21 protein-coding genes and 1 tRNA gene are annotated in these 19,607 nt (G+C 30.9%); 9 read left to right on the top strand and 13 right to left on the bottom strand.

What is annotated here, in order from left to right:
- The first annotated feature begins 57 nt into the window (after window positions 1-57).
- Together rpoN and RSE15_RS07310 are read left to right on the top strand one after the other, a co-directional pair.
- Window positions 58-1,527 (top strand): RNA polymerase factor sigma-54, encoded by a 1,470-nt coding sequence (rpoN, locus tag RSE15_RS07315; RefSeq protein ID WP_324067085.1) that lies wholly within the window; start codon window positions 58-60, stop codon window positions 1,525-1,527.
- Window positions 1,528-1,536: 9 nt separating this feature from the next.
- Window positions 1,537-2,148, top strand: a complete 612-nt coding sequence (locus RSE15_RS07310) for a hypothetical protein (RefSeq protein WP_324067083.1) — start codon at window positions 1,537-1,539, stop codon at window positions 2,146-2,148.
- Here the strand turns inward: RSE15_RS07310 and RSE15_RS07305 are convergent.
- The 9 genes from RSE15_RS07305 to RSE15_RS07265 all read right to left on the bottom strand — a co-directional run bounded on the left by RSE15_RS07305 (window position 2,143) and on the right by RSE15_RS07265 (window position 8,499).
- Window positions 2,143-2,802, bottom strand: coding sequence for a porin family protein (locus RSE15_RS07305; protein ID WP_324067081.1), 660 nt, complete (start codon window positions 2,800-2,802; stop codon window positions 2,143-2,145). The two genes, RSE15_RS07310 and RSE15_RS07305, sit on opposite strands and share 6 nt — an antisense overlap.
- Window positions 2,803-2,874: 72 nt before the next feature.
- Window positions 2,875-3,348 carry an ExbD/TolR family protein gene (locus RSE15_RS07300; RefSeq protein ID WP_324067079.1) on the bottom strand — a complete coding sequence of 158 codons (474 nt, stop codon included), beginning with the start codon at window positions 3,346-3,348 and terminating at the stop codon, window positions 2,875-2,877.
- A 20-nt stretch (window positions 3,349-3,368) separates the two neighbouring features.
- Window positions 3,369-3,980, bottom strand: a complete 612-nt coding sequence (locus RSE15_RS07295) for an ExbD/TolR family protein (RefSeq protein WP_324067077.1) — start codon at window positions 3,978-3,980, stop codon at window positions 3,369-3,371.
- A 6-nt stretch (window positions 3,981-3,986) separates the two neighbouring features.
- Window positions 3,987-4,415, bottom strand: a complete 429-nt coding sequence (locus RSE15_RS07290) for a hypothetical protein (protein WP_324067075.1) — start codon at window positions 4,413-4,415, stop codon at window positions 3,987-3,989.
- 20 nt (window positions 4,416-4,435) lie between these two features.
- Window positions 4,436-5,254 (bottom strand): MotA/TolQ/ExbB proton channel family protein, encoded by an 819-nt coding sequence (locus RSE15_RS07285; protein ID WP_324067073.1) that lies wholly within the window; start codon window positions 5,252-5,254, stop codon window positions 4,436-4,438.
- A gap of 83 nt (window positions 5,255-5,337) precedes the next feature.
- Window positions 5,338-5,425 (bottom strand) — tRNA-Ser (locus tag RSE15_RS07280).
- Between the two features lie 75 nt (window positions 5,426-5,500).
- Complete coding sequence (locus RSE15_RS07275) at window positions 5,501-6,532, bottom strand: asparaginase (RefSeq protein WP_324067071.1); 1,032 nt, start codon at window positions 6,530-6,532, stop codon at window positions 5,501-5,503.
- A complete protein-coding gene (locus tag RSE15_RS07270; protein ID WP_324067069.1) occupies window positions 6,519-7,658 on the bottom strand; it encodes a 1-acyl-sn-glycerol-3-phosphate acyltransferase in 1,140 nt (379 codons plus the stop codon). The genes RSE15_RS07275 and RSE15_RS07270 overlap by 14 nt, the downstream gene beginning before the upstream one ends.
- Before the next feature lie 61 nt (window positions 7,659-7,719).
- On the bottom strand, window positions 7,720-8,499 hold the full coding sequence (locus tag RSE15_RS07265; protein ID WP_324067067.1) for a TatD family hydrolase: 780 nt from the start codon (window positions 8,497-8,499) through the stop codon (window positions 7,720-7,722).
- Window positions 8,500-8,596: 97 nt separating this feature from the next.
- Here RSE15_RS07265 and RSE15_RS07260 point away from each other — a divergent pair, with 97 nt between their 5' ends.
- Window positions 8,597-9,034, top strand: coding sequence for a retropepsin-like aspartic protease (locus tag RSE15_RS07260; protein WP_324067065.1), 438 nt, complete (start codon window positions 8,597-8,599; stop codon window positions 9,032-9,034).
- Between the two features lie 48 nt (window positions 9,035-9,082).
- On the opposite strand, the gene RSE15_RS07255 is transcribed toward RSE15_RS07260, so the two are convergent.
- On the bottom strand, window positions 9,083-10,243 hold the full coding sequence (locus RSE15_RS07255; protein WP_324067063.1) for a beta-helix domain-containing protein: 1,161 nt from the start codon (window positions 10,241-10,243) through the stop codon (window positions 9,083-9,085).
- A 165-nt stretch (window positions 10,244-10,408) separates the two neighbouring features.
- Complete coding sequence (locus RSE15_RS07250; RefSeq protein WP_324067061.1) at window positions 10,409-13,189, bottom strand: TonB-dependent receptor; 2,781 nt, start codon at window positions 13,187-13,189, stop codon at window positions 10,409-10,411.
- Between the two features lie 178 nt (window positions 13,190-13,367).
- On the opposite strand from RSE15_RS07250, the gene RSE15_RS07245 reads away from it, so the two are divergent.
- Together RSE15_RS07245 and RSE15_RS07240 are read left to right on the top strand one after the other, a co-directional pair.
- Window positions 13,368-14,057: a response regulator transcription factor gene (locus RSE15_RS07245; RefSeq protein ID WP_324067059.1), complete on the top strand. Its 690-nt coding sequence runs from the start codon at window positions 13,368-13,370 to the stop codon at window positions 14,055-14,057.
- Entirely contained in the window at window positions 14,057-15,100 is a 1,044-nt protein-coding gene (locus tag RSE15_RS07240; RefSeq protein WP_324067058.1) for a sensor histidine kinase, read from the top strand. Before RSE15_RS07245 ends, RSE15_RS07240 begins: the two co-directional genes overlap by 1 nt.
- Here the strand turns inward: RSE15_RS07240 and RSE15_RS07235 are convergent.
- Together RSE15_RS07235 and RSE15_RS07230 are read right to left on the bottom strand one after the other, a co-directional pair.
- Window positions 15,074-16,129, bottom strand: a complete 1,056-nt coding sequence (locus tag RSE15_RS07235; protein WP_324067055.1) for a glycosyltransferase — start codon at window positions 16,127-16,129, stop codon at window positions 15,074-15,076. The genes RSE15_RS07240 and RSE15_RS07235 overlap by 27 nt on opposite strands.
- Before the next feature lie 44 nt (window positions 16,130-16,173).
- Window positions 16,174-16,995 carry a UDP-2,3-diacylglucosamine diphosphatase gene (locus RSE15_RS07230; protein WP_324067053.1) on the bottom strand — a complete coding sequence of 274 codons (822 nt, stop codon included), beginning with the start codon at window positions 16,993-16,995 and terminating at the stop codon, window positions 16,174-16,176.
- A 117-nt stretch (window positions 16,996-17,112) separates the two neighbouring features.
- On the opposite strand from RSE15_RS07230, the gene trmB reads away from it, so the two are divergent.
- The 4 genes from trmB (at window position 17,113) to RSE15_RS07210 (ending at window position 19,567) form a co-directional block, all read left to right on the top strand.
- Window positions 17,113-17,787, top strand: a complete 675-nt coding sequence (gene trmB, locus RSE15_RS07225) for a tRNA (guanosine(46)-N7)-methyltransferase TrmB (protein WP_324067051.1) — start codon at window positions 17,113-17,115, stop codon at window positions 17,785-17,787.
- A 53-nt stretch (window positions 17,788-17,840) separates the two neighbouring features.
- Entirely contained in the window at window positions 17,841-18,467 is a 627-nt protein-coding gene (locus RSE15_RS07220) for a hypothetical protein (RefSeq protein ID WP_324067049.1), read from the top strand.
- A 4-nt stretch (window positions 18,468-18,471) separates the two neighbouring features.
- The gene (locus RSE15_RS07215) at window positions 18,472-18,813 is read left to right on the top strand and encodes an MGMT family protein (RefSeq protein ID WP_324067047.1); all 342 of its coding nucleotides are present in this window, start codon (window positions 18,472-18,474) and stop codon (window positions 18,811-18,813) included.
- 166 nt (window positions 18,814-18,979) lie between these two features.
- Window positions 18,980-19,567: a YceI family protein gene (locus RSE15_RS07210; RefSeq protein ID WP_324067045.1), complete on the top strand. Its 588-nt coding sequence runs from the start codon at window positions 18,980-18,982 to the stop codon at window positions 19,565-19,567.
- The last annotated feature ends 40 nt before the right edge of the window (window positions 19,568-19,607 follow it).

Genomic DNA, 19,607 nt, shown 5'->3' with positions numbered 1-19,607 from the left:
AGGTTGTCTTTGTTAAGAAAATTGAAACTTGAAACCTGAAACTTTTAAACAAAAAAAATGCTTAAACATAGTTTACAATTCAAATTATCTCAAAAATTATCGCCTCAACAAATTCAGTTGATGAAGTTAATTCAATTGCCTACGCAAGCTTTTGAGCAACGTCTTCAAGAAGAATTGGTTGAGAATCCTGCTTTGGAAGAAAGCAGTAAAGAGGATAATTACGAAGCAGATAATTACGAAGTAAACACAAACAATGATGATTACGACGATTATGACAACGAGCATATCGACGCACAAGACATCAACATTGATGAATATTTAAGCAACGACGAAACACCAGATTACAAATATCAAACAAATAATTACAGCGATGACGATGATGACAAATCGCTTCCATTTGCTGCACCTGTTAGTTTTCATCAAGATTTAATTAATCAGCTAAACACTTTTATTTTAAACGATGATGAACGCGATATTGCCGAATTTTTAGTTGGTAGTATTGACGATATGGGCTACATAAGACGCACTATTCAGGATATTGTAGACGATATGGCGTTTACACAAGGTATTTATACCGATGAAGCTACAGTAGAACGAATTTTACATTTGGTTCAAGATTTAGAGCCTGCGGGTGTGGGAGCACGCGATTTACAAGAATGTTTGTTGTTGCAATTAAAACATAAAACACCTTCAGACTCGATTGCTTTAGCAATTCAAGTAATTGAACAACAATTTGAAGCATTTAGCAAAAAACATTACGACAAATTGTTGCAAAAATTTGATGTTAACCAGCAACAATTAAGAAAAGCAATTGATGAAATTGAAAAACTAAATCCAAAACCAGGAGGTAGTTTTGATGGCAATCAGAAAATGGTAGAACACGTTGTTCCTGATTTCACAATACGAATAATGGATGGCGAGCTAGAGCTTTTGTTAAATGGAAGAAATGCTCCAGAACTGCACGTTTCTAAAGATTATCAAGAAATGTTGCAAAGTTACAAAGACACTTCTGAAAAGTCGAATGCACAAAAAGATGCTGTTCAGTTTATCAAACAAAAATTAGATTCGGCAAAATGGTTTATTGATGCTATTAAACAGCGTCAGGAAACATTATATGTAACCATGAATGCCATTATGTATTACCAACAAGAATATTTTTTAGAGGGAGAAGAATCAAAACTTCGTCCGATGATTCTAAAAGATATTGCTGATATGGTTGGGTTGGATATTTCAACAGTTTCCCGAGTAGCAAATAGTAAATATGTAGATACACCATACGGTACAAAATTGATCAAAGAATTCTTTAGCGAATCAATGACAAATGACCAAGGTGAAGAAGTTTCAACAATTGAAATAAAAAACATTTTACAACAAGTTATTTCTGAAGAAGACAAAAAGAAACCATTACCAGATGATCAATTAGCCGAAATATTAAAAGAAAAAGGTTATCCAATTGCTAGAAGAACCATTGCAAAATATCGTGAACAATTAGATATACCTGTAGCGCGATTGAGAAAAAAAATCTAAAATAGAATTATGGATTTAAAGAAAATACTACCTGTTTTTTCGTATATTTTTCATCCCATATTTGTATCAATTTATGGAGCTTTATTTTATTTTTTAATTGCTCAATCTTTTTTTTATACCTCTCAAATAATAGTCACCTTAGTACAAGTAACAATATTAACATTGTTATTACCCTTATCTATGTATTTTTTATTTAGATCGTTAGGGGTTGTAAGTTCATTTACCGAAGCTAGTATAAGTGAAAGAAAAATGCCTATTGCAGTTCAAGCGATTTTGTTATTTGTGTTGATAAAATTTAGTGTCTCTAGAGATTCTGTTGCCGAATTATATTTCTTTTTTCTTGGCGGATTTTTAAGCAGTGTAATCGTTCTAGCGAGTGTGATTTTAAAATTCAAAGCAAGTTTACACATGATAGGAATTAGTGCTTTAACCTGCTTTATTTTTGGCTTAAGCATGTATTACCAATTGCTTTTTGTAAACCTAATTGCTTTTTGTATTGTTTGTATGGGTTTGGTAGCTTCCTCGCGTTTGTACATGAAAGCACACACCTACACAGAACTTATTGCAGGAATTATTATTGGAGCTGGACCACAAGTGTTTTTATATCAATTTTGGTTATAAAATATAAAACATCAAACCAATTTTTAAAGCGGTAACATTGTTCTCTGTGGCTGTTTTATTTTTATCGAAAAAAGGATTTAAACCATAATGGATGTAAGCATTCCAATTATTGAATCCAAAAGTTACATAAGTAGCATATTGAAATTTATTTAAAATATCGTTTATACTTTCGCTCCCCGATTCTAAACCACCTTCATAAGTAAATTTACCACTTATTAAATAACTAGCCATAAATCCCCCATGAATTCTCCAAAATTTATGACTTTCGGGAGTAGCATTACGCCAACGAATTTCTAATGGCATGTCAATATAATGTAATAGGATTTGACTTTTTACTAACTCGAAATCGGGATCATTTGTAACTGCTGATAAATCAATTGTTTGTTTTAAATCGTTAAAAGAATAACCGATTCCTGTAGCTATAGCCCATTGTCTGTTTTTGGAAATGGGAAAATCACGCAAAAAACCAGCAGAAAAGCCAGTAGAAAATGAATATTGATTAAAATAATCTGGTTTCTTTTGAAGAAAATTATACGCAATAGAAACGTAAAATTGATCTTCTCTAAAAAGGGAATCCACAACTGTTTCGTTTTTAGGCTGGGCAAAACTAATTGTTATGGAAAATAAAAAAAAAAGGGATAGAAATAAACGCATTATAATTTTTTTATAAAAATAATAAAAAAAGGCACGTAAAAAACGTGCCTTTTAATTTATTACTATAAAATACTATTCAACAGGATTTCCTTTTGCTGTTGTATAATTTACTTTTAATTGTTCTATTTTACGTAATTCTAATTTAATATCACTTACTAATCCCATTTTAACTTGTCTGTCAATTTTTAAGGATGCTGTAAGGTATTTTTCATCATCAGAGTTACGTTGTGCTCTTTCCGTAATAATGAAATTTTTGATTTCTGAAGGCGAAGCCATTTTATCAGCTAATTGAATACGATCAGTTCCTCCAAGAGTAGCACGATATCTTTCACTTGGTTTTCCTGCATATATATACATTACATACTCTTTCTTGTGCAATTTAGCAGTTTGATTTGCTTTAGGTAATGTATTTTCAATTTTTAAATCAGTATCTTTCATGGTAGTAGCCGTCATGAAGAAGAACAAAAGCATAAATACAATATCTGGTAAAGATGCTGTTGAAATTGCAGGAGTACCCTCCGTATTTTTCTTTTTAAATTTAGACATACTTTCTTAATATTATATAATTATTTTTTTGGCTCTGCTTCAGAAAGTCTCATTGGAAACAATTCTTGAATTTTTTCCACTTTCGGTTTCAAATCCTCTACTAAACCTTCGGTAGCTTTAGAAGCTGGATCATTATAAATGTATTCCATTTCTGTAAAAGTCATCCCGTAACGCTTCTTACATTCTCTATCTCTTAAAAAATTATAAGCAGCTACTAATTCATTTTGTACTGCTATATACGTTTCATAAGTAGTTTGCCCATCATTATTTAATGAAATTACCGCATCATCAGGACTATCTGATGAAAGAGCGTCTTTCTTTCCATTACAATAAGCACAAGTTCCTTTACCATTATTTTCAAGAAAATCAATAGCAGTTTGTCTTAAGTCTTTAATATCAATTAGTTTCTCTTCAACAAGTAACTGATTGTCTTTATTAACTAAAACTGTTAAAATATTTCTTTCATTAATAGGCGGAACAGGTGGGTTCTCTTCATAACGAGGTAAGAGTCTATTAATTCCTTGATCTACTCCAATAGTGGTAGTAACTAAAAAGAAAATTAAAAGTAAGAATGCAATATCTGCCATAGAACCAGCATTCACTTCTGGCGGTGCACCTCTTTTTTTACCCATGATCTATTATCTTTTAAATTTTGAAAAACCAGTCCAACCTAATACTGCCACTGAAATAAAAGCAAGAATATAAAATGTATTCAAACTTGTACTAATTAATTTTGAAGAGAATGAAGAAATAACTCCACCGTCTTTTAATTTAACTTCAGTGCTATCAGCTAGAATAAATGCTATAATAATAATAGCCGCAAACAATCCTAAAGAAATTAGCGCTCTTTTTAGCTGCTCTTTGTGTGTAATTAAATTTTTAAATACAAAGTAAATAACAGAAAAGAAAGCAATTGCCATTGCTAAATAGGATACATATATAAAGTAATCTACAATATAAGAGTTATTGTCCATCGAAACTTCCATACCTAATGCAGATACGAATAAAAGTGAGGCAATAATACCAATTATAATTACTACAATTTTTGAAATTTTGTATACGTTCATAACAACAATTTGTTAATGTATTATTTGTTTAATTTCTCTTTGAAGTAATCTGACAACATATCAACTAAGCTGATAGATGCATCTTCCATATCATTAACGATAGAGTCAATTTTAGCTGTAATGTAGTTGTAGAAAACTTGAAGAATCATCGCAACGATTAATCCAAATACAGTTGTTAATAACGCTACTTTAATACCACCAGCTACTAATGATGGCTCCATAGATCCTGCAGACTCAATTTGGTCAAATGCAACAATCATACCAATTACCGTTCCTAAGAATCCTAACATCGGTGCAAGAGCGATAAATAAAGATACCCAAGAAACGTTTTTCTCTAATTGACCCATTTGAACACCACCGTAAGCAACGATAGATTTTTCAGCTGATTCTAAACCATGAGATGAACGATCTAAACCTTGATAGAAAATAGATGCAACTGGCCCTGCAGTGTTTTTAGCTACTTCTTTTGCTGCTTCAATACCACCTGAGTTTAATGCAGATTCCACATCAGCAACGAATTTTTTAGTATTGATAGTAGAAAGATTTAAGTAAATAATTCTTTCAATAGCGATAGCCAAACCAAGAATTAAACACAATAATACTGGAGACATCCAAATTGGATCTCCTTCAATGAAACGTTTTTTCATTGATTGAGTAAATGTAGCTTCTTCAGCTACAGCTTCTTCCGTTGTTGCTGTTGCCTCATCAGTTGTAGCTGTTGCAGTTGTATCAGCTACTTGTTCTGTAGCAGGAGCTGCTGCTTGAGTTGAATCTTGAGCTTGAACATTTCCAAAAGTCATAAGCCCCGTGATTGCTAAAATAGAAAATAATCTTTTCATCGCTTTTGTTCTTAAATTTAATTAGTTAATTGGGTTTAAAGATATAAAAATATTTATAAAATTTTAAAATTAATATCATTCTGCAGAGAGGAAGGGATTCGAACCCTCGATACCCTTGTGGAGTATACACACTTTCCAGGCGTGCGCCTTCGACCACTCGGCCACCTCTCTATTGAAACAATACTCGATTTTAAGGGTGCTAAATAACGTAAAAAATCCCATGTATAAAAATTTTAAATGTTATTTTTATAACATTTCTCCACGTATAGCTGTTTCAAATAATGTCTTAAAGCCATCCTTTGATTTTTTTTGCCCTAAAAGATACATTAATTTAGTGATGGCCGCTTCAGTTGTAATGTCTTTTCCAGAGATTACACCAATACTTTTTAATTGTGTACTAGTCTCATAATTACCCATTGAAACACTTCCTCCACTACATTGAGTTACATTAATTACATGTATATTATTATGAATAGCCTCTTCCAATGCTTTAACAAACCATTTTTCGGTAGGTGCATTTCCAGAGCCATAGGTCTCTAAAACTATTCCTTTTAAATTTGGTATAGCAAAAAATGCAGTTAATACATTTTGATTAATCCCAGGAAAAATTTTTAAAATTGCCACATTATCATCAAAATTGGTATGAACTTTTAACTTTTTACTTCTTTTTTGCTTTAAGCCAATTTCATTATTTACTTTTAAATGTACCCCAGATTCTGCTAATTCTGGAAAATTTGGAGAGGTAAAAGCATTAAAATGTTCGGCACTTATTTTTGTAGTTCTATTACCTCGGTATAATTTATATTCAAAATACAAACATACTTCTTGAATAACTGGTTTGTTTTTTTCTTGAAGCGAGGCTACCTGAATTGCCGTAATTAAGTTTTCTTTGGCATCGGTTCTTAAATCGCCAATTGGCAATTGCGAACCTGTAAAAATTACTGGCTTTGATAAATTTTCCAACATAAAACTCAGTGCAGATGCGCTGTAAGACATTGTATCTGAACCGTGCAAAACCACAAAACCATCAAATTGAGAATAATTTTCCTCAATAATTTTAGCCATTTTTTGCCAACTGGAAATATTCATGTTCGATGAATCAATAGGCACTTCAAAAGAATAAGTTTCAATTTGACAATCTAACAAGTGAAGTTCTGGAATTCTACTTAACAACTCATTAAAATCAAAAGCTATTAAGGCTCCCGTTTCAAAATCTTTTACCATTCCAATGGTACCGCCAGTATAAATTAAGAGTATGTTTGGCTTATGCGATTTCATTAGTGTAATTCAATTTATTCACAACCGGATTTGCATACATTGCCAAGAAACCTTCTCTCATCGTTTCATTGTCAGCATCAATTCGCATTTCTAATCTTCTTTCAAATAATTGACGTTCTTTTTCGTCGTACAAATTAGAAAATCGGGTTGTTTTATATAAAATATCGTAAGCGATGAAATTCGTTGGCCACAATTTATAACTCTGAAGTATAGAATCATCAATTACTTGAGCCAAGGCTTGAATTTGCTTGTTATTGTTATCGTTTTCAGCAATAATTTTTTCGTATTCGTTTTCTAAAACATCTCCAACGTGAATATGAATACGTTTTTTTTGCCCAATAATCCCACTTAATAAAGTTATAAAATCTTCATTTTTTTCTTTTATATACACTTCGTCTTTAGAAAGTGCTAATAAATGTGGCATTTTTAATGCATCAGTAGGATCATATTCATATGAAATTGAAACAGGAACAATTTTAAGTTTTTTGAAAAAATTCATAGATTTCGCTTCATCAGATGCCATGGCAATCATTTTTAGCACCCCTTGGTGTGTGGCATCATTTCCGTCTTTTGTTCTTCCTTCGCGTTGGGCAATCCAAACCGAACGGTTTTCTTTAGACAATAAATGATACATGTATTCAGACATTAACTTAGAACTTTGTAATAATTCTCTTGGCGATAATCCTCTTTGAACTAAAAAGTTTCGGTTTAATTTCGATAATTTTAATAGAAAGTCTTTTTGAACCAAATTATCTCCAATAGCTGAAGCCGTCATTACCAATCCATGATCTATTAATGAAACATTTAATAACGACGTATCTAAAATGATATCACGGTGGTTAGAAATAAATAAATAGGAAGTATTAGGTTCTAATTTTTCAAAACCAGAAGTGGTCAAGCCTTCCGAACTTCTTTCTAAAACTCTTTGAATGGATTGATAAACAAAATTAACTTGAAAATCCCTAATGGAATGGGTTCTGATCAATTGCTCTTTCCAAACTTCATCTTCCATTTCAGGAAAAGTAAAATCCATCATAGCCTTCATCATAGGATGATGCAACAAAGACTTTATAGCTTTGTTTACTTCAGAATCATAAAAAGGGCGAATAGCATCGAACTTTGTCATAGTTAATTTAAAACAATTCACAAAAGAACAAAAATTTTATGAATTGAAGCTTTATTTTAGATTAAATTCCAAAAATTTGTTTTGAATTTTGCGTAGTGATTTCTCCTATTTCTTTTATTGGTAATTGATAAATTTCTGACAACTTTTGCGCTACTAAAACGGTATAACTACTTTCATTTCGTTTTCCTCTATACGGAACGGGAGCCAAATAAGGCGAATCTGTTTCTAAAACAATGTGTTTTAACTCAATTTCATTTAAAAATTGGTCTATTTTTCCGTTTTTGAACGTGGCTACTCCTCCAATTCCTAATTTCATTCCTAACGAAATCGCTCTTTGGGCTTGACCCAAATCACCCGTAAAACAATGAAAAATTCCAAATAAATCCGATGCTTTTTCACTTTCTAAAACTTCGAAAACTTCGTCAAAAGCATCGCGGCAATGAATATTGATTCCTAATTTGTACTTTTTTGCTAATTGAATTTGATATTGAAAAGCATGTTGTTGCTCTTTTAAGAAAGTTTTGTCCCAAAATAAGTCAATTCCGATTTCGCCCACAGCATAAAATTTTCTAGAAGACAGTTCTTTTTCCACATGTGTCAATTCTTCCAAATAATTCTCCTTTACATACGTTGGATGTAATCCCATCATTAGAAATACATTTTCAGGATATTGCTCTTCTAATTCATACATTTTTTGAGTATAATTAGAATCTATTGAGGGTACAAACATTCTTGAAACTCCTGCATTGATAGCTCTTTGCATCATTTCATTTCTATCTTCATCAAATTCTTCTGAATATAAGTGGGTGTGTGTATCGGTTAAAATTAGTTTCGGGTTCAAGGTTACGAGTTTTAAAGTATTGAATTGTGGTGCAAAGTTATAAAAGTATTAAGATAGATGTATTAAGTATTAAAACTAAAATTTTTACATTTGAATTATGAAAGATTTACAAGATTTTTTAAAAGGAAAAAAATATAAAAAGATAAGATTTAAGGTGCTAAAAACCCAACATTTATTAATAAAAGGAAAGATAAATGGCGTTAAAGGGAACTTCATTTTAGATACGGGTGCAAGCAATAGTTGTGTAGGATTTGAAAGTATTGTACAGTTCAAATTAGATGCGGAATTTTCAGAAACTAAAGCCGCTGGCGCTGGTGCTACTGGAATTGAAACCCAATTAGCAAAAAACAACGAAATTCAATTGGGAAGATGGAAAAATAAAAAATTCCACCTAATTATTTTTGACATGAGTCATGTGAATGATGCACTTCGTCATTATCATACCAAACCAGTTGATGGTATTATTGGGGCTGATATTTTACTAAAAACTAAAGCAATTATTGATTATAGTAATCATTATTTGTATTTGAAGTAAAAATAAAAATCCCTCACTAGGAGGGATTTAGAGATTTAGAGATAGATATTATTGTAATAAACTAACACCACCTACAGTTGACCAAGCACCATTTGTAATTGATGCACCTGTTGCAGCATTACTTGTAGTGAATTGTCCAGATGGGAATGTAACACTTACTGATCCTGCACCAGCATATTCTGATGTACCATCATTAATTTTAACAGTTGTTAATTTAATTTTGTTTGCGTTTACTTGGAATGTATTAGTATTAGCATCTTGAATTCTTACAGCAGTTGCTCCAGAAGTTGTATAACCTGAAATTACAATATTTGTAAAATCACCATTTCCGTGTTTTTTGAATTGGATAGCATCATATTCTGCAGCAGATGACCCGCCTTCTGTATTTGTTCCTGTAGCTCTTTTTAATGTAATATTAGCAATTACTGGATAAAAAGCGTTGTCATTATTAGAAGCTTCGATTTCCATTCCAAAGTTTCCTGTTCCTGTTTGATATGCGTACCAGTTAGAGTTGTTTTGACCTTTCCAACCATCTTGCCAGTCAAATGAATCGTCATAGTTTCCGTAAGAAATTAAGTTAGTAGCACTTACAGTTCCACCGTAAAATTCAAATCCGTCGTCAGCTCCTTTGTAAGAAACTAAGTTTTGTAAAATTGTTCCTGAACCAACTGAATAAAAAGAGAATCCATTCATTTCACTTGTTCCATCAGTAATTTTTTTACCAGCATATTCAACTCTTACGTAACGTAATGTACCACCATTGTGAGTAGCATTAGTACCACCATAAGTTAAGTTTAATCCATCTTCAGATGTTTTTGTTGTAGTAGCACCTGCACCGTTAATTGGAGCATCACCATACATTATAATTCCTCCCCATGAACCTGGAGTTGCAGTAGCTTCAGTTAAAACAATTGGTTGAGAAGCTGTACCATTCATGATTAATTTACCACCGTTTTTAACTAAGATAGCATCAACACCGTTAGCGCTATTTGCAGTTACAGTAGAACCAGCATCGAAAGTTACAGTTACACCACTTTCAATTGTGTATATTCCGTTTAAAGTGTAGTTTCCAAATGCAAGAGTTCTGTTAGTTGTTGCAGAACCTGTAAGTTCACCTTCAACTGGTTGAATTGTTCCTTCGTTGTCATCAGTTGAACAACTAGTAAAAATCGTAGCTAAAATAGATAAGCTTAATAAAATTTTTTTCATTTTAATATAGTTTTTGTTGTTTATAATATTTGGTACAAATATATATTAGCATTATTTACTTAATGTTTTTACTGTGTTATTTAATAATTATTATAACATCAGAAAAAAGTAAACGAAATGTTTATTTAATGTAAATAAAAAGAGCAGCTTAAGCTGCTCTTTTTATTAGAATTTATAGGACGCTCCAAGAGAAAATCCAGTTCCTCGTTTAAAACTTTGAACGGTTAATGAACTTTCTGTAACAGGTATTTGACTTTCATCTCCCATTACCCTTTCATAACTTGGATTCAAAATGTTATCAATCGATAATTTCACATCCCAAGCTTTATTAATGTTCTGACTCCAAATAAAGTCTAGTTTATGGAAAGGTTTTTCGTAAACATGATCTAATCCAGCAATACCTACAGCGTAAATTCTTTCACCATATACTCCGTATACAAAAGTGGCAGTGTTAGTCCATTTTTCGCTAAATTTAAATTCATATTTAATGTCAGCATTTACTAACCAATTTGATGCACCTTGTAATTGACGTTTTTCAAATGTATCGAAATATGTTCCATTTTGACTTGTACGATCTTTTTCTGCGGTTGCTTCTGTATGCATAATTGAAGTATTAAAACCAAGCGAGGCTCCTTTTAAATTATCATTTAATCTGCTTAACTGAATTAAGGTTTCAAATTCTAATCCAAATAATGTTGCTGATTTATTGTTGTAATAAGATACTTGTTGCCCACTTCCTCCACCGAAGTTATCAAATGAACGCTCAATAGGATTTTCAATATATTTTCCAAATGCAGTAACGGCAAATAATTCGTCTTTTGTTGGGAAAATTTCAAATTTTAAATCAACATTATTGTTAGTACTGTTTACAAGTAATGCATTACCTTTTTCAGATGTACCATCTGCATTGATGTAAGTAATTGGTAACGATTCAAATAAAACTGGTCTTGTGATAGTTCTACTAGCAGCAAAACGAATGTTCTTGTTTTCACTTGCAGCATACTTTAAATTAAAAGATGGTAAAATATCCATTTCATTAGTCTCAATCTTTCTGTAAACAGATCCAATAGGGTCACTAATAGTTCTATATTTTAAATCTCTGATAGTGTTTTCAACCCTTACACCTGCGTTTAACTCTAATTTAGGAGTAAGGTTATAAATTACGTTTCCGTAAAAACCATCTACTCTACTAAATATTTTTGTTTTGTATTCACCTCCAGTTTCTTCTCTAAATGAAATATCGTTATTTGCTATAGAAGTTTGAATAAATGAATCAATATTGTTTAAGTTTACAATACTAGCAGGTAAATTAGCGTTATTTGGTAATCCAGCAATAAATCTATATGATGTTTTCATATATTCTGCATAACCATTATACCCTAATGCAATTTTGTTTTGCTTGTCTTCGTTTTTGCCAAATTTATAATTGTATTCCATTAAACCTGACATGTGAAAATTATTTTCTACATCAAGAAACTGGCGAATTAAATTGTTACTTCCAAAACGTACTTCAATATCATCTTCGTTAATTTTTGTTCCGTTGATAAATTTTCTATCTGGTTGTGTGAATTTTGTTCTAGTATATGATAAACCTCCCTTAAGTAAGTGTTTTCCGCTTTTAGAAATCTTATATTCAGATTGAATTTGATTTGTAAAATAGTTTGATTCATCATATTGGTTTAAACGAATAATTTCATTTGGGTTTTGAACATTGTTTCTAGTGTAACCTAATTGATCTTGAATTTGGTTTTCAGTTGCTTTTATAAACAATGAGTTAGTTGTTACTTTTAATCTGTCTGATTTGAAGTTTAATGAAAACAAAGCAGATGCTTGAGTTCCAAATTTGTATTGAGCTGTTTTGAAGTTATTGTCGTAGATTCCTTGCCCTGTTTGAAATGTCCTTTGAGTTCCTTCTCTAAACTGATATTTGTTATCAAAATTAGCTGAAATAAAGTAGTACATTTTGTATGGTTTTTTACCTACGTCAAATTTGTTAGCATGAGTAACTCCAAAACTAGTATTTAATGGAGATGTTATTTTAGTTACATTCCAAGTTGATTGAAAATCATTATTGATTTGTCCGTTTGGAGTTGAACCAAATCCTGAAGGTAATACTCTTTCTTGTCCACCAAATCCAAAGAAACTTTTTGTATTATCAGCGTCTGGAGAAATTAGAAAATCGCGCATATTGTTATTGGAAACATATCCAACACCATAGCTAATTTTTGTAAAACTTTCAGTTGGTTGAGTTGTGTTAATATCAATAGTTGCTCCAGCAAAATCCCCGTAAACATTTGGATTAAATGTTTTGAAAATATCCATATAACCTACAATATCTGTTGGGAATAAATCTAAAGGGATGATTTTTTTGAACGGGCTATTAGATGGTACGGCTAAATTATTAATCAATAAATTATTGTAACGATCCTCTAAACCTCTAATGAATAAACCTCTTGATTCAACTTTCGTAATCCCAGTCACTTTCGTTAATCCAGTTTCTACGTTGCTGATTCCTTTTCTTGACATTTCTTGTGCACCAATACTTTGTTTGATTTCAACTGCTTTAAGTTGTTCTTGCAATAAAGCACTTTCCTTTTCTTTAGAAACTACTTGGATAATTTCAATATCTTGTAATTGTACTCCACTTGCTTCAAGGGTATGATTAATTACTTTTTTCTCATTTGCTTTTAAAGTAAAAGGTATTTCTTTAGTTTCATACCCTAAATAACCAATTACTAAGGTGTAGTTTCCTGGCTTTAATGAAATAGAGTATTTGCCGTTTTCATCTGTAGATGCACCTTGTTTTGTTCCTTTGATTACTATATTAGCAAAAGGTAAAGGTTCGTTGTTAAATTCTTTGTCTAAAATAGTTCCTGTTACAGTTCCATTTTGTGCAAAAATTGTTGTTGCAAAGAATAATGACAATAATAAAAAACGTAGTTTCATGTTGTGTTGTTAAATTTTTTGCAAAGGAACCGCTGAATTGTTATAATAAAGTTAACTGCTTGTTATGAATTAGTTGCTAATGCGTTATGTAATTGTTAACAGATTAAATAATTGTAAACCACTTAAAACATTTTTATTTATCTTTACCTTTACAGAACAAAACATAACATTTTTTGTAATGAAAAAAAAAGACATTAAGATCTTATTGGTTGATGATGAGCAAGATATCTTGGAAATTGTAGGGTATAATCTTTCTCAAGAAGGCTATCAAATTGTTACAGCTTCAAATGGTAAAGAGGCTATTACGAAAGCAAAAAAAGAGCTTCCACAGTTAATTATTATGGATGTGATGATGCCCGAAATGGATGGAATGGAAGCTTGTGAAAACATCAGAAAAATTCCAGAACTTCAAGATACCATTATTACTTTTTTAACCGCTCGTTCTGAAGATTATTCCCAAGTAGCAGGTTTTGATGCTGGTGCCGATGATTATATTACAAAACCTATTAAGCCAAAAGTATTAGTAAGTAAAGTACAAGCTTTGTTAAGACGTTTAAAAGGAATAGAAGGTGTTTCTTCTAGTACGACATTAAATGTTGGAAATATTGAAATTAATCGCGAAGAATATAAAATCATCAAGGATGGTGTAGAAATTATTCTACCTCGTAAAGAGTTTGAATTGTTTTATCTTTTAGCTACTAAACCTGGAAAAGTTTTTACAAGAGAAGAAATATTAGATAAAGTTTGGGGTAATGAAGTGGTTGTAGGTGGAAGAACAATTGATGTCCATATCAGAAAACTTAGAGAAAAAATAGGCGATGATTTCTTTAAAACCATCAAAGGAGTGGGATATAAAATCGAATTTTAATGCAATTAAAATTTAAAAAATCATATAAATTTGCTTTAAAGTCTTCTTTTTACATAACATTATTCTTTTTAGCAACTATATTATTGTATCATTTTTTTATTCAGTCATTACATTTGTTAATTGTATTGGCTTTTTCAACTATTTTTTATTTTGCTACCTTTTTTTTAATTCAATTTAGAGTTGAGCATTTTATTTACAAAAGAGTAAAAAAAATATATGATGATGTTTCTCTTTTAGAAACTACCTCTTATATAAATCAGCCCATAACTACAGATATGGCTACTTTGACCAAAGAAGTAAAGAAATTTGCTCGTGACAAAAAGCTAGAAATTGAAACCCTAAAAATTAGAGAAGAATATCGTAAAGAATTTTTAGGAAATGTTTCTCACGAATTAAAAACACCTCTTTTTACCATTCAAGGGTATTTGCTAACGCTATTAGATGGGGCAATGGAGGACAAAAATATTCGTACAAAATATCTAGAACGTGCAGAAAAAGGGGTAGAGCGGTTAATTTACATTGTGAAAGATTTAGATATGATTACTAAATTAGAAGTAGGTGAAATTAATCTAGATGTTACAAGATTTAATATTGTTGAAGTAATTCAGAATGTCTTCGATTTATTTGAAATGAAAGCTTCAAATAAAAACATTACGTTAACCTTTGATACAAGATATTCCAAGCCTATCTGGGTGATGGCCGATCAAGAAAAAATACAACAAATAGTAACTAATTTAGTTGTAAATTCAATTAAGTATGGTAAAAAGGGAGGAACTACCGAAGTAAGTATCGAAGATTTAATTAATAATAAAGTTATTGTTCGAATAACTGACAATGGCGAAGGAATTGAAAAACAAAATATTCCTCGTCTTTTTGAACGTTTTTATAGAGTAGATAAGAGTGGTGCTAGAAGTGAAGGCGGTTCCGGATTAGGTTTGGCAATCGTGAAACATATTATTGAAGGGCACGACGAAAAAATATATGTGGAAAGCCAAATAGGTGTTGGTTCAGAATTTTCATTTACTTTGGAAAAGACTAAATAATTCACTCCAATTTTGCTCAACAGAGACATCTTTAAATCCTTTATAGAAATAAATTTTTTCTAGCTTAGAAATTTTGAATTTTTCTTGTTTGCAGCTTGGGGCAATAATTTCTGATTTAAATTTTTTCGCTAAATATTCTTGCTCATATTGTCCTGGAGTAGGTATAAAAAATGCTTTTTTCTCCAATTTTGCTAAATCCATTACAGTTGTATAACCTGAACGACATAATACCACATCACTTTCGTTAAGTGCTGTGCCTAGTTCTTCAGAATTCATAAAGTTATAATAGGTAATAGAATTTCTTTTTTCATTTTGTTGAGTCGGTTCTATGATACCTTTAACGAAAAGAATTTCTTTTTCACTTTTTTCTAATTCTTTAATTAATCTTTTTTCGAGCAGTGTTCTTTGAGGTTCTGGTCCTGAAAGTAAAACCAAAAGATCATATTTAATGGGCAATGATTTTTTTTCTATTCGACTTAAAGGACCAATATATTTTATCTGTTTATTTGATTTTTCTATATGACCTAGTTTTCCTGATAAATTCTCAACGCCAGCAACATCAGGAACCCAACAAGTGTTAAATTTGGAAACATAACGTAAATGAAGTTTTGTTGTTAACCAAGAAGTGTTTCCAGAAAGTACATTTAATTGATGTGTTATAAAAACAGAAGGCACGTTAGCCGAATAAACACCCAAGCGGTTGTCGCTAATAATACCTGAAATCTCATAATTTTCAATAATTTTTTTAATTTTTGATTTCTCTTTTTTTATGGCAAGTAACATTTTTGGCATTTGATAGGCTAATTTCCATTTGAAGTTTTTGCCTTTTTCTGCATATTTAATATTGTAAGAAGGTAATTCGAGGGTAATTAAATGCGGAAATTCTTTCTTAAGTAATGCTAAAGCTACTCCGTCTGAAGCAATAATAGGATTAAAACCGTTTTCTTCAAGAGCTTTTATTATTGGAATACATCTTGTGGCGTGTCCTAATCCCCAATTTAGTGGCGCTATGAGTATGTTTTTATTCATTCTAGTTTATTGATACAAATTGAACCATTAAGGAATTAAATGGATTATTTTTTTAGAATAGTAATGAATTGTTCGGCTAGTTTATTTTCGCTTTCAAAATTATATTCTTCATCCTCGGTTACTTTATTTACTTCGTGTTTGTATAATTTCCATTTTTTGTTGTTGTATTCTAAAGCGGTTAAGTTCTCAACCCAGTCTCCTGAATTCAAATAGAAAGTTTCTCCTTTTTCATTTTCCATTAACTCAATCTTTGGTTCGTGAATATGGCCACAAATTACGTATTCATAACCATTTTCAATAGCTAATTCAACACAAACATTTTCAAAGTTAGTGATAAATTTAACAGCAGATTTTACATTATTTTTAATTTTTTTCGAAAGCGAATAAGGTTCTTTGTTAAATCTAGCTAATATCCAATTGATAAATCGATTAATCAAGATTAAGATATCATAACCCCAGCCCCCCAATTTTGCTAACCATTTTGCTTGAGTTATTGAAGCATCAAAAACATCGCCATGAAAAATCCATGCTTTTTTTCCGTCTAATTCTAAAACTAATTTGTTTTCTAGACTTAAGTTGCCCAAATGTAAATCGGTAAATTTTCGTAAGAATTCGTCGTGGTTCCCTGTTAAGTAATGCACTTTTGTTCCTTTTGAACTTAATGAAATGATTTTTTTAATCACATTTAAATGACTACTAGGGAAATAAGATTTTCTAAACTGCCAAATATCAATAATATCGCCATTTAGAATTAAAATTTTAGGTTTTATAGAAGACAAATAAGTTAACAATTCTTTTGCATGACAACCATAAGTTCCTAAGTGAACATCTGAAATTACAACAACTTCTACCTTTCTTTTCTTCAAAATAATACTTTTTTGCAAAGCAATAAAACATTTCTATTGTTAAGGTTATAGAAACATTATTAAAAGATTATTTGTGATGCTAATTATTTCCTTAATTTTGCCCAAAATATATTAAAGGTGGGAAGTAAAAATAAATTAAAAAGATTCAGCGAAAACGAAACGTTTGACAATGTTTTTCAACCAACACGAGAAGAAGTGGTTGGCGATCAATTTCCTTTGAAAGGGAAATGGAATAAAGAATTCTTTAAAAACGACAATCCAATTGTGTTAGAATTAGGATGTGGAAAAGGAGAATATTCTGTAGGTTTGGCTGAAAGATTCCCAGAAAAAAACTTTATTGGAATTGATATTAAGGGAGCTAGGTTTTGGCGTGGTGCAAAAACAGCGGTAGAAACTGGCATGAATAATGTGGCATTTGTAAGAACTCAAATCGAATTAATTCATCACATTTTTACTCAGAATGAAGTATCAGAAATTTGGATAACCTTCCCAGATCCGCAAATCAAATACAAAAGAACTAAGCATAGAATGACCAATGCTGCGTTTTTAGACAATTATAAAAAAATCCTAAAGCCAAACGGTTTGATGCATTTAAAAACAGATTCAGAATTTATGCATGGGTATACTCTAGGGTTGTTACATGGCTTAGGGTATGAAGTGCTTTATGCGAATCATAATATTTATAAAAATGAAGGTGCCCCAGCAGAAGTTACTGGAATTCAAACTTTTTATGAAAGTCAATACTTAGAAGTCAATAAATCAATTACTTACATTCAATTTAGAATTAAGTAATGTATGTTACATTCATTTTGTAATTGTTCCTTACTTTTGATAAAAATCAATTTATGACGTTTGTTTTAGCTATCTTTTTAGGTTTGATAATCTCTATAGGAGGTATCATTATTCCGGGCATGTTAAATATGACAATTGCCAAATTGAGTATTAAAGAAAACCAAAAACAAGCGCTCAATTTTGCTTTTGGAGCAGTTGTGGTGGTTTTTGTTCAAAGTTTTTTAGGAACTTATTTTGCAAAGTTTTTAGATGCTAATCCTGTTTTTAGTGAAGGATTAAAGAAAGTAGGAACCTTTATATTTATTGGTTTAACGATAGCCTTCATTGTAATGGGTATTAATGCCAAAAAGAAAAAAGATATTAAAGTTAAAATCGATAAAAAAAGAAATCGTTTTTTTTACGGGATGGCAATGTCCTCTTTTAATATGTTTGCTATTCCATGGTATGCGCTAACTTCATTAATGATGTCCTCAAAAGATTTGTTTCAGTATGATATGATATCTATTGTGTTGTTTTCTCTTTCGGCTGCTATTGGAACCTATTTTGTTTTTTATTTATATGCGCGCTTTTTTAAATTAATTGAGCATAAACTAACATTCATTGTAAAAAACATCAATTTTTTAATTGCTGCTTTAACCGGAATTGTTGCATTTTCTTCGCTATATAAAATGTATTTTTAGACTTTTGGCCAAATCAACCTCTAATAACGATAACTTTTTTGAACGTGTTTATGAAATCGTTCGACAAATTCCTGCGGGAAAAGTTACATCTTATGGTGCCATAGCAAAAGCTTTAGGAACAGCTCGTTCTGCCAGAATGGTAGGCTGGGCAATGAATGCTTCGCATAACTTAGAAGATGTTCCAGCGCATCGTGTAGTCAATAGAAAAGGGTTGCTAACAGGGAAACATCATTTTGAAGGTACAAATCTAATGCAGCAACTTCTTGAAAATGAAGGAATAATAATCAAAGAGAATCAAATTCTGGATTTAGAAAAACATTATTGGGAACCTATCCCGAAAAAATAATTCTATTATTACTTTGCGCGGTTTTATTGACCAACTTAAACACTTCTTAAAATAATATTAACATTTTTTTACAAATGTGACAATTGTCATGTTATACCTTTTTTTTTAAACTGAAATTTGTACTATAAAATTAGAACAAATAATAAATTTATTAAAATTAGGTATTATGAGCAATTTAAAAACACAGTTTGGAACTTTTCTAACACTTTTATTTGTGTTATGTAATTTTAATACTTTAGTTGCACAAGAATCTAAAGTGATATTAGCAGAAAGTAAATTAGTTGTAGACGGAACTTCAAATTTGCATGATTGGACAATTGAAGCAAAAGCTATGAGTGGAAAAGCTTCAGTAACTCTAGAGTCTGGCGATTTAAAAGTTGTTAAAAATTTAGATTTTATTGTAGAAGTTGAGCAATTAAAAAGTGGCAAAAGTGGAATGGATAAAAACACTTTTAAAGCATTAAAAAGTACAACAAATAAAAACATCAGTTTCAAATTAGTTAAAGTTATTAAAATCACTACAGTTTCAGATAATAACTATACCATTGAAACGCAAGGCGATTTAACCATTGCTGGAGCAACAAAACGAATTAATCAAACATTTACAGTTAAGCTTGTTGGGAAAAAAATAATTTTCTCTGGTAAACATAAAATTGACATGACAGTTTATGGTGTTGAGCCACCTACAGCTTTAATGGGAACAATTAAAACTGGTAAAGATGTTATAGTCGATTTTAAAGTAACTTACAATTAATTCAAATAACGAACTTATAACTAAAATACATATATTAAAT

The organism is Flavobacterium sp., assembly GCF_035195345.1.
Classification (GTDB): domain Bacteria; phylum Bacteroidota; class Bacteroidia; order Flavobacteriales; family Flavobacteriaceae; genus Flavobacterium.
This window is presented reverse-complemented; position numbering and strand designations above follow the sequence as displayed.

What these genes read in the sequence shown, in the direction of transcription:
- RSE15_RS07305 (WP_324067081.1), bottom strand. Translation starts at nt 2,802, where the DNA reads ATGCGTTTATTTCTATCCCTTTTTTTTTTATTTTCCATAACAATTAGT.
- RSE15_RS07310 (WP_324067083.1), top strand. Translation starts at nt 1,537, where the DNA reads ATGGATTTAAAGAAAATACTACCTGTTTTTTCGTATATTTTTCATCCC.
- RSE15_RS07300 (WP_324067079.1), bottom strand. Translation starts at nt 3,348, where the DNA reads ATGTCTAAATTTAAAAAGAAAAATACGGAGGGTACTCCTGCAATTTCA.
- RSE15_RS07240 (WP_324067058.1), top strand. Translation starts at nt 14,057, where the DNA reads ATGCAATTAAAATTTAAAAAATCATATAAATTTGCTTTAAAGTCTTCT.
- RSE15_RS07270 (WP_324067069.1), bottom strand. Translation starts at nt 7,658, where the DNA reads ATGACAAAGTTCGATGCTATTCGCCCTTTTTATGATTCTGAAGTAAAC.
- RSE15_RS07235 (WP_324067055.1), bottom strand. Translation starts at nt 16,129, where the DNA reads ATGAATAAAAACATACTCATAGCGCCACTAAATTGGGGATTAGGACAC.
- rpoN (WP_324067085.1), top strand. Translation starts at nt 58, where the DNA reads ATGCTTAAACATAGTTTACAATTCAAATTATCTCAAAAATTATCGCCT.
- RSE15_RS07295 (WP_324067077.1), bottom strand. Translation starts at nt 3,980, where the DNA reads ATGGGTAAAAAAAGAGGTGCACCGCCAGAAGTGAATGCTGGTTCTATG.
- RSE15_RS07245 (WP_324067059.1), top strand. Translation starts at nt 13,368, where the DNA reads ATGAAAAAAAAAGACATTAAGATCTTATTGGTTGATGATGAGCAAGAT.
- RSE15_RS07275 (WP_324067071.1), bottom strand. Translation starts at nt 6,532, where the DNA reads ATGAAATCGCATAAGCCAAACATACTCTTAATTTATACTGGCGGTACC.
- RSE15_RS07250 (WP_324067061.1), bottom strand. Translation starts at nt 13,189, where the DNA reads ATGAAACTACGTTTTTTATTATTGTCATTATTCTTTGCAACAACAATT.
- RSE15_RS07260 (WP_324067065.1), top strand. Translation starts at nt 8,597, where the DNA reads ATGAAAGATTTACAAGATTTTTTAAAAGGAAAAAAATATAAAAAGATA.
- RSE15_RS07255 (WP_324067063.1), bottom strand. Translation starts at nt 10,243, where the DNA reads ATGAAAAAAATTTTATTAAGCTTATCTATTTTAGCTACGATTTTTACT.
- RSE15_RS07285 (WP_324067073.1), bottom strand. Translation starts at nt 5,254, where the DNA reads ATGAAAAGATTATTTTCTATTTTAGCAATCACGGGGCTTATGACTTTT.
- RSE15_RS07290 (WP_324067075.1), bottom strand. Translation starts at nt 4,415, where the DNA reads ATGAACGTATACAAAATTTCAAAAATTGTAGTAATTATAATTGGTATT.
- RSE15_RS07210 (WP_324067045.1), top strand. Translation starts at nt 18,980, where the DNA reads ATGAGCAATTTAAAAACACAGTTTGGAACTTTTCTAACACTTTTATTT.
- RSE15_RS07220 (WP_324067049.1), top strand. Translation starts at nt 17,841, where the DNA reads ATGACGTTTGTTTTAGCTATCTTTTTAGGTTTGATAATCTCTATAGGA.